The organism is Flavobacterium sp. (assembly GCF_044348915.1).
Lineage (GTDB): Bacteria > Bacteroidota > Bacteroidia > Flavobacteriales > Flavobacteriaceae > Flavobacterium.
This window is the reverse complement of record NZ_JBIKRX010000105.1, coordinates 1-8,368: the sequence shown is the minus strand read 5'-3', so window position 1 is coordinate 8,368 and position 8,368 is coordinate 1. Positions and strand designations below refer to the sequence as shown.

General features: G+C 36.3%; 8 protein-coding genes. 7 read left to right on the top strand and 1 reads right to left on the bottom strand.

Annotation, left to right across the window (positions count from 1 at the left end):
* A partial coding sequence (locus ACIQ1E_RS12900; protein WP_396171718.1) for a site-2 protease family protein occupies window positions 1-346 on the bottom strand: 346 nt, incomplete at its 3' end.
* A gap of 235 nt (window positions 347-581) precedes the next feature.
* Here ACIQ1E_RS12900 and ACIQ1E_RS12895 point away from each other — a divergent pair.
* The 7 genes from ACIQ1E_RS12895 (at window position 582) to ACIQ1E_RS12865 (ending at window position 8,007) form a co-directional block, all read left to right on the top strand.
* The gene (locus ACIQ1E_RS12895) at window positions 582-1,649 is read left to right on the top strand and encodes an NADH:flavin oxidoreductase/NADH oxidase (protein WP_396171717.1); all 1,068 of its coding nucleotides are present in this window, start codon (window positions 582-584) and stop codon (window positions 1,647-1,649) included.
* Between the two features lie 151 nt (window positions 1,650-1,800).
* Window positions 1,801-2,844 (top strand): Gfo/Idh/MocA family oxidoreductase, encoded by a 1,044-nt coding sequence (locus ACIQ1E_RS12890; protein WP_396171716.1) that lies wholly within the window; start codon window positions 1,801-1,803, stop codon window positions 2,842-2,844.
* Between the two features lie 313 nt (window positions 2,845-3,157).
* Window positions 3,158-4,369: an MFS transporter gene (locus tag ACIQ1E_RS12885; protein ID WP_396171715.1), complete on the top strand. Its 1,212-nt coding sequence runs from the start codon at window positions 3,158-3,160 to the stop codon at window positions 4,367-4,369.
* Window positions 4,370-4,662: 293 nt separating this feature from the next.
* Entirely contained in the window at window positions 4,663-5,895 is a 1,233-nt protein-coding gene (gene hflX, locus ACIQ1E_RS12880; RefSeq protein WP_396171714.1) for a GTPase HflX, read from the top strand.
* Window positions 5,896-6,114: 219 nt separating this feature from the next.
* Window positions 6,115-6,648 (top strand): GNAT family N-acetyltransferase, encoded by a 534-nt coding sequence (locus ACIQ1E_RS12875; protein WP_396171713.1) that lies wholly within the window; start codon window positions 6,115-6,117, stop codon window positions 6,646-6,648.
* A gap of 46 nt (window positions 6,649-6,694) precedes the next feature.
* Window positions 6,695-7,153 carry a DUF4440 domain-containing protein gene (locus ACIQ1E_RS12870; RefSeq protein ID WP_396171712.1) on the top strand — a complete coding sequence of 153 codons (459 nt, stop codon included), beginning with the start codon at window positions 6,695-6,697 and terminating at the stop codon, window positions 7,151-7,153.
* Between the two features lie 272 nt (window positions 7,154-7,425).
* Complete coding sequence (locus tag ACIQ1E_RS12865) at window positions 7,426-8,007, top strand: hypothetical protein (RefSeq protein WP_396171711.1); 582 nt, start codon at window positions 7,426-7,428, stop codon at window positions 8,005-8,007.
* Window positions 8,008-8,368 lie beyond the last annotated feature (361 nt).

Sequence of the window (8,368 nt, the reverse complement as noted above, 5' to 3'; positions counted from 1 at the left end):
AGACGAAATTCACCAAAACTCCACCCAACATAATAATCAATCGTTGCCAAGCCGGTTTAGAACGAAATTCCCAAGGTTGAGGAGGCAAAGCCATTTGCTCTTTGTCCATACTTTCGTCAATCATTCCCGAAATTTTCACATAGCCACCAAGAGGCAACCATCCAATTCCGTATTCGGTTTCGCCAATTTTCTTTTTAAGCAATGAATATTTTACGTCAAAAAATAAATAGAATTTTTCTACTCGGGTTTTAAATATTTTGGCAGGAATAAAATGTCCCAGTTCGTGAAGTATAATCAGTAATGATAGGCTCAATAAAAATTGAGAAAGCTTGATAACTATTTCCATTTATATGTCATTGCGAGGAACGATACAATCTCATCCTCTTATTAATTTAATTTGTATAGCGCACAAAAGTAAGGTTTTCTGTTTTACTTCCAAAGGTTTACTTTTTGGCAGACGATAATTATTTGTTAATAAATGCCCTATTCCCTTTTCATCTTTGCTGTTTGTGGCGTAACTTTACTATTTGTTACAAAAACAAAGGCCGCAAAGGTTTATTTTGCAAATTAAAACTACTACAATGTCATCACAATTATTTTCATCCATTCAGATAAAAAGTCTTCTTTTTAAAAACAGAATCGCTATTTCGCCAATGTGCCAATACTCCTCAGAAGACGGTTTTGCCAACGATTGGCATCTCGTACATTTAGGAAGCCGAGCCAGCGGTGGTGCAGCTTTAATTATTCAGGAAGCAACAGCAGTTTGTCCTGAAGGCCGAATTTCTCCCGGAGATTTAGGACTTTGGAAGGACGAACAGATTGAAAAAATGCAAGTCATCAATCATTTTATTATTTCTCAAAATTCAATTCCCGGAATCCAATTGGCACACGCCGGAAGAAAAGCAAGTGTTTCAGAACCGTGGAACGGAAATAAACCGTTGGACGAATCGAATGGCGGTTGGGAAACGGTCGCTCCATCTGCAATTCCTTTTCATTCCAATGAAGAAGCACCAAGTACTTTAGATAAAACGGGCATCCAAAAAGTTATTTCTGATTTCAAATCGGCGACCAAAAGAGCCTTTAAAGCCGGTTTTGAGCTAGTCGAAATTCACGCGGCTCACGGCTATTTATTGCATCAGTTTTTTTCACCTTTGTCTAATTTCAGAACAGATGAATATGGCGGAAGTTTTGAAAACAGGATTCGTTTAATGCTCGAAGTTCTCGAAGCGGTGCAATCCGAATGGCCTACCAATTTGCCTTTGTTTGTCAGAATCTCAGCTACAGACTGGGCGGATGGCGGATGGAACATCGAGGAATCAATACAACTTTCGAAAATCTTGAAAGAAAAGGGCGTAGATTTAATGGACGTTTCTTCTGGAGGATTAGTTTCACATCAGCAAATTCCGTTGGGACCCAATTATCAAGTTCCTTTCGCCGGCAGCATCAAAAAAGAAACCGGAATTTTAACGGGAGCAGTTGGTTTAATCACTGAAGCCACTCAAGCGGAAGAAATTGTCGCCACAGGAAAAGCCGATTTAGTTTTATTCGCCAGAGAATCTTTGAGAAACCCAAATTTGCCATTAGATTTTGCCAAAGAACTTGGTGCTGAAATTCAATGGCCAAAACAATACGAAAGAGCTAAGAATTAAACACGAATTACGCTAATTTTCACGAATTATATGGAAATGTCATCAAAAGTTTGTGAAATTATAAGACAAATAAATTTGTGCCAATTCGTGACCCGAGACCAAGGGTCGAACAGGCGAAGCAAATTCGTGTCAAACTTTTAAAATAAACAAAATGCAAAAAATTAAAACAGCACTTTTGTCGTACGGAATGTCTGGAAAAGTTTTTCATGCTCCCTTTCTAGAACTTCATCCCGGTTTTGAACTTTTAGGTGCTTGGGAAAGAAGTAAAAAATTGATACAAGAAGATTATCCCGAAGTCAAGAGTTTTCCCAATTTGGAATCGATTTTGGAAGACAAAACTATTGATCTGGTTATCGTCAACACGCCAATTGACACTCATTTTGAGTATGCCAAAAAAGTATTGCTGGCCGGAAAACACGCCATTGTCGAAAAAGCATTCACTTCAACTGTTGCCGAAGCACAGGAATTAGCCGATTTGGCCAAAGAGAAAGGCTTGAAACTTTCCGTTTTTCAAAACAGAAGATGGGACAGTGAATTCAAAACCGTGAAGAAAATTCTAGATGACAAGTTGTTGGGCGAAATAGTGGAGGCCGAGTTCCATTTTGACCGTTACAATCCTATTTTGAGTCCAAAAGTGCATAAGGAAACCGTCAATTCCGGTTCTGGAATTGCGAAAGATTTGGGCCCACACATTATTGATCAAGCCCTGCATTTGTTTGGCGTTCCCAAGGCTGTTTTCGCCGATATCCGAATCACGAGAGCCCATTCGGTGGTCGATGATTATTTGGATATTTTGCTGTATTATTCCGATTTGAGGGTGCGACTGAAAGCGGGTTTTTTTGTCAGAGAACCCAATCCTTCGTATGTCGTTCACGGCAAGAAAGGGTCTTTTCTAAAATCTCGTGGCGATGTGCAGGAAGACGAATTGAAACTAGGTAAAAAACCCAATTTAACCACTTGGGGAACCGAAAAAGAAGGTCAAGAAGGACTCTTGCACACGGAAATCGACGGTAAAATTACCAGAGAAAAAGTACCCACGCTTCAAGGCAATTATTACGACTTTTTTGAAGGCGTGTATCAGGCGGTTGCCAATGGAAAATCCGAGCCTGTAACTGCTCAAGACGGTGTTAATGTCATGCGAATTATTGAAGCCGCTTTTCAAAGCAGTGAACAAAAAAGAGCCATCAATTTATAAACCTGAACTCGATAAATATTTAAAAAGGTTAAACCACATAGGAAAATTATTGTTTTTTAATAGAAAGACGCTCTGCTTATCATAGATTTACTTAGTCAGTTCGCTTTGCTCGGGTCATAGCTATGAGTAAATAAAATACCTATGAAAATCTTTGTAAATTGTATTTTTCAATAATTTCCTATGTGGTTAAAAATTAGTAATCAAACTCAATTTATAAACAATAACGTTGTACTATTCGGTTTATAAAGGAAATAGCCAATAGAAAAGTATTGATTTTGTACTTTTGCAGATTCAAATTTAAAAAGCAACTCATTTGGAAGACTACAATTTTATAGGCAGTATCAAAGCCAAAGGCAAGTACAAGAAAACGTATCGTGACGCCAAGCAATCGTATTTGAACCGAATTCGTTGGGCTGTTGCTATGTTTTATTTTGGTATGGGTTTGTCTTTTGCCACTTGGGCGAGCCGTATTCCTGCGATTAAGTCGGCGCTGAATTTGAGTGATGGCGAATTGGGAACCATTTTATTTGCATTGCCAATAGGACAGTTGACGATGATGTTTTTTTCGGGAAAATTAGTAACGCGTTTTGGGAGTGATCGCATTCTGCCATTTGCTATTTTGATGTATGCCTTTAGTTTGACTAATATTGGTTTGGCGCAAAATGCTTGGCAATTGGCTCTGGGGTTGATCTCTTTCGGAATTTTTGGTAATTTGGCAAATATCTCTGTAAATACACAAGGAATCTATACCGAAGGTCTTTTCAGAAGAGCGATTTTGTCTTCTTTTCACGGCATGTGGAGTTTGGCAGGATTCACCGGAGCCCTGGTGGGACTGGGTATGTTGGCACTAAATATCACGACATACATACACTTTGTTATTGTAGCTGCAGTAGTAGTAGTGTTAGTGGTCATCAATTTCAAGTATTTAATAAAAGCCAAAGAAAAAGTACGTCCCGAAAAGAAAAAAACATTCAGAAAACCAGATATGTCCTTGATTTTGTTGGGAGTTATTGGGTTTTGTAGTATGGCGAGCGAAGGAATTATGTTCGATTGGAGTGGTGTTTACTTCAAAGATATTGTCAAAGCTCCTGATTCATTAGTGGTCTTGGGCTATACTTCCTTTATGATTATGATGGCGAGCGGACGATTTTTTGGAGGTCATTTAATCGATAGATTTGGTCGAAAAACAGTGATGCAAATCAGCGGTTTGATGATTTCATCGGGTTTATTTATGGCTGTATTTTTTCCTTATATTATTCCCTGTACGATTGCTTTTATGATCGTCGGTTTAGGCGTGTCGACCGTTATTCCCACCTTGTATAGCATCGCGGGAAAACATCCAACAATTCCAACTGGTGAAGCGTTGACTGCTGTTTCCAGCGTAAGTTTTCTTGGTTTTTTGATGGGACCACCCGTGATCGGTCATATTTCCGAACAATTTGGTTTGCAATTTTCATTCGGTTTTATCGGGCTGTTTGGGTTTTTAATTGCTTTTTTGGTTAAAAGAGTCAAAGCATTCGAATAGATTTCGCAAGGCACACGCATTATAAAAGAAAAAACAGGCAGCCACGAATTTGCTTCGCCAGTTCGCTATCGCTCGAGTCACGAATTTACACAAATTTAGTGTAGTCATAAATCACACGAATTTACAAGCAAAACAAGAAAATTCGTGAGAATTAATTTTAACTGTTTATGAATTTGTGTTAATTCGTGTAATTTGTGGCTAAAAATTTTTAAAGATTCCTTGCCCTAAATAGATTGCACTGCAATGTCTATAAGTCCCTCTTAAATCATTAAATTTGTCCCTTATTTAAAGATATGTTAGAAAAAGAAATAATAAATTTTGAAAAAACGGCCATTGTTGGTATCGTTACACAAAACCAAAGCGAAGATAAACTCAACGAATATCTGGACGAATTGGAGTTTTTGACTTTTACCGCTGGCGGAGAAGTGGTGAAACGGTTTTGGCAAAAAATGGACAAACCCAATCCAAAAACGTTTTTGGGTACAGGAAAAATAGACGAAATCAATCTTTTTGTAAAGGAAAATGACATCTCGAGTTTGGTTTTTGATGATGAATTGACACCTTCGCAACAAAAAAATATTTCCAAAATCATAGATTGTAAAATCCTCGACAGAACCAATCTTATCCTGGATATTTTTGCCCAAAGAGCTGAAACTTCCTATGCCAGAACGCAGGTCGAATTGGCGCAATGTATTTATTTGTTACCCAGATTATCGGGTCTTTGGACACACTTAGAACGTCAAAAAGGGGGAATCGGAATGCGTGGACCGGGAGAAACCGAGATCGAAACCGACCGACGTATTGTTCGGGATCGAATTTCGTTATTGAAAGAAAAAATAAAAGCCATCGACAAGCAAATGGGAACCCAACGAGGCAACCGTGGCGCTATGGTTCGTGTGGCTTTGGTAGGATATACCAATGTAGGAAAATCGACTTTGATGAATGCCATTGGTAAAAGTGATGTTTTTGTAGAGAATAAGCTTTTCGCCACTTTGGACACCACGGTTCGAAAAGTGGTGATTAAAAACTTGCCTTTTTTACTTTCAGATACGGTGGGTTTTATTAGAAAACTACCAACTCAATTGGTAGATTCCTTCAAAAGTACGCTCGATGAGGTTCGCGAAGCCGATTTACTGTTGCATGTGGTCGATATTTCGCATCCGGATTTTGAAGATCATATCGCATCGGTAAATCAAACTTTGGCAGATATCAAGGCAAAAGACAAACCAGTCATTATGGTTTTCAACAAAATCGATGCTTACAAACATTTAACTATTGACGAAGATGATTTAATCACGGAGAAAACACCAAGACATTTCACCCTCGAAGAATGGAAAAACACCTGGATGGATCGTGTGGGTGAAGAAAACGCCTTGTTTATTTCGGCTGCCAATAAAGAGAATTTCGAAGAATTCAGAGAACGAGTGTACGAAGCCGTTCGACAAATACACATCACACGTTTTCCGTATAACAAGTTTTTGTATCCTGATTATAAGGATGCTGTGGAGAAAGAAGAGAAAGAATAATTTTCCTGAAATATAAAGTATGTCATTCCCTTTTGAGTTTTTCATTAGGGATTTTTTTTGGGAATGCGTAATGCTTTGATATAGTTTGTAATGAATTATTTATATATTTGATAGGAAATACAATGTGACTTTTGTTGCACATATCTACCGAAAAGTGGGCAGGTTTGTGTGATTTTGTTGTGCATACTATATAATTTAGCATTAAGTATAAAAACCGAAATGGATATTACCATTCAAATGACATTAGAGAATGACAAAGTACTACTTTATCCTTTGCTTGAACAGGATTTTGAGGACTTGTATGCCGTTTCGGCTGATCCAAAAATATGGGAACAACACCCCAATAAAGACCGTTGGAAAAAAGAAGTATTCAGCACTTTTTTTGATGGAGCAATACAAAGCAAGGGGGCATTTAAAATTGTTGATAAAGCCAGCAATAGCGCAATAGGAAGTACTCGCTTTTATGACTATAACGAACAGGAAAAAAGCATATTAATTGGGTACACTTTTTATGCCGCAAAATGTTGGGGAACTGGAATAAATCTTTCCGTAAAGAAATTAATGTTGGATTATATTTTTCAATTTGTATCCGTGGTTTATTTTCATATCGGCGCAGACAATATCCGTTCCCAGATATCAATTAAGAAACTGGGAACTACTAAAATTGGAGAAGAAGAGATAACTTACTTTGGAGAACAACCAAAACTAAATTATGTTTATAGTTTGAAAAAAGAGGACTGGTTTTTAAAATAACCCCGAACCTCAATTACTACAATAACCTTAGCATTAATTAAAAAAAATGAAAAAACGTACGACTATAATTTTTATACTTTGCATCACAATGGCATCATTTGGACAAAGCTCAATGGAAACAGACAAATTGCAGATAAAAGAATTAATTATTAAATCTTTTGACGAAATATGGTCTGAATTAAACTCTAAAAACATTGATAAATACTACACAAAGGACTTTCTGCTTTTGGAGCACGGAGAAGTTTGGAATAACGATACTATTGCAAAGTATTTGGATAATGCTAAACTTCGGAAGCCGAATCCAAAACGAGAGAATAAGATTGAAATTATAGAAATTAAAGTTGCAAACGGAATGGCTTGGGTCGCATACCACAATTATGCAACCTTCTCAACAGATAACACAATCACCAGAAAAGCGCATTGGCTAGAAAGCGCAACGGCAATTTCAACACCGAACGGATGGAAACTACAAATGCTTCATTCCACTCGAATAAAAAATGACTGAGAACGTATTAATACAATCAACTTATCTTCGATTAGGTCACTAGAGAGCACGAAGAAGCAAAACGTTACATAAACCAAAAATCCCTTTTGAAATCGAATTTCAAAAGCTTTTTAGGTTAGAAAACACCACCGCTTTTTAGGTTATTTGTAAGAAAAAATAAATATATTTGAAAAATATAAATGTAATAGTCTTTCAGTAATCTATGTTTATTTTGGTGTATAAATGAATGTTTGATAGTTGTAAAAAAGAGTGTTAGCAACAAAAGTATAAATATGAAAAAAGCACAACAAATTAATTTTTTAACAGGTGTTTTTTTGATTTTAGGTTTAAACCTAAGTTCTCAGAATTTAAAAAATTATTTTTCGGTTTCAGAAGTTTCATTTTCAAATACAAATTATAAATTAGCTTGGAGTTCGCATCCAAACGATGTTTATTATAAGCAAGAGTATTTACCTGCAGGAGAAAAACCAGAAAGTTTTAAAACCATGATAATGATAGAAGCAATAACAGTGGATGCTTCAATTGAAAATGTTGTTAGATTAAAAGAATCAGAGTTACAAGAAAGAAAAAAAACAGACCAAGTTTGTAATTATCAAATTACGACAAATTCACAAACAGGAGAATATTTGATTGATTTCTTGCTGAGTGCCGGAGATATTGTCGAATGGAATGCTTACCGATATAAAAAGATTGTGGATTCAAAAGGAAAACCAACAATACTATTATTTGCATTGAGTAAGCGTGCTTATGGAAACGATTATAAAAATTTTTTAGTTGGATTGAAAAGCGATCGAATCGATGCTATTAATTTGGTTTGGAAATACAATTTGTCAACAATTAAGTTACAAGATTGATAAGTTGTCACTGCCAAATCTATCACTACAAAATTGATTTTTTGCTTTAAAGAAGGTTAGTTTTCTGATTGGGATGATTTGGCAAATCCGAATAATGGGCTTAATTTAGTTCCAAACCTGCTTTAGTCCCACGCGTTAGCGGTAATTATGCGAAAAAACGAAAAATTTAAACAATAAAAGATTATGGTAAAATTGAATTCAGCTAAAAGTTTGACTACTATTTTATTCATTTGTTTTTTAATTAGTCATTCCTTAAGAACCCACTTTTTGAGTTTTTAGATTTTTTACCAAAAATACATCTGCAAAAATAAGCAGTAAAAATTCGAGCCAAAGAACAATTTGCTCTTTGATTTGGTTGAAT